1 protein-coding gene is annotated in these 299 nt (G+C 66.9%); it reads right to left on the bottom strand.

Annotated features, from left to right (window positions below):
• On the bottom strand, positions 1-299 hold a 299-nt coding region (locus tag AF337_RS12230; protein ID WP_244471229.1), incomplete at both ends, for a PfkB family carbohydrate kinase.

Here is a 299-nt window from a genome sequence, read left to right as displayed (position 1 = left end):
GAGGCAGGCGAGCGAACCGGCAACCGCCGCACGGCGCAGCGCCGGGACAAAATCGAGGCCGTCGTCGAGGCTCGCGGCGAAATAACCGCAGAAAGTGTCTCCGGCGCCGACCGTATCGACAGGTTCGATCTTGAGACCTTGCGCCCTTGAAATCGCCCCGTCGCGAATGGCGATGACCCCATCGCCGCCGAGCGTTACGATCAGCGTCTGGCCCGTCTCCGCGTGCAGGCGCACAAGGGCTGCCTCACGCGCTGCGGCGTCCATGCCTTCCTGTCCGGCCAGCCGCTCGAATTCGGTCT

It is taken from the genome of Rhizobium ecuadorense (assembly GCF_001187535.1).
Classification (GTDB): Bacteria; Pseudomonadota; Alphaproteobacteria; order Rhizobiales; family Rhizobiaceae; genus Rhizobium; species Rhizobium ecuadorense.
This window is presented reverse-complemented; position numbering and strand designations above follow the sequence as displayed.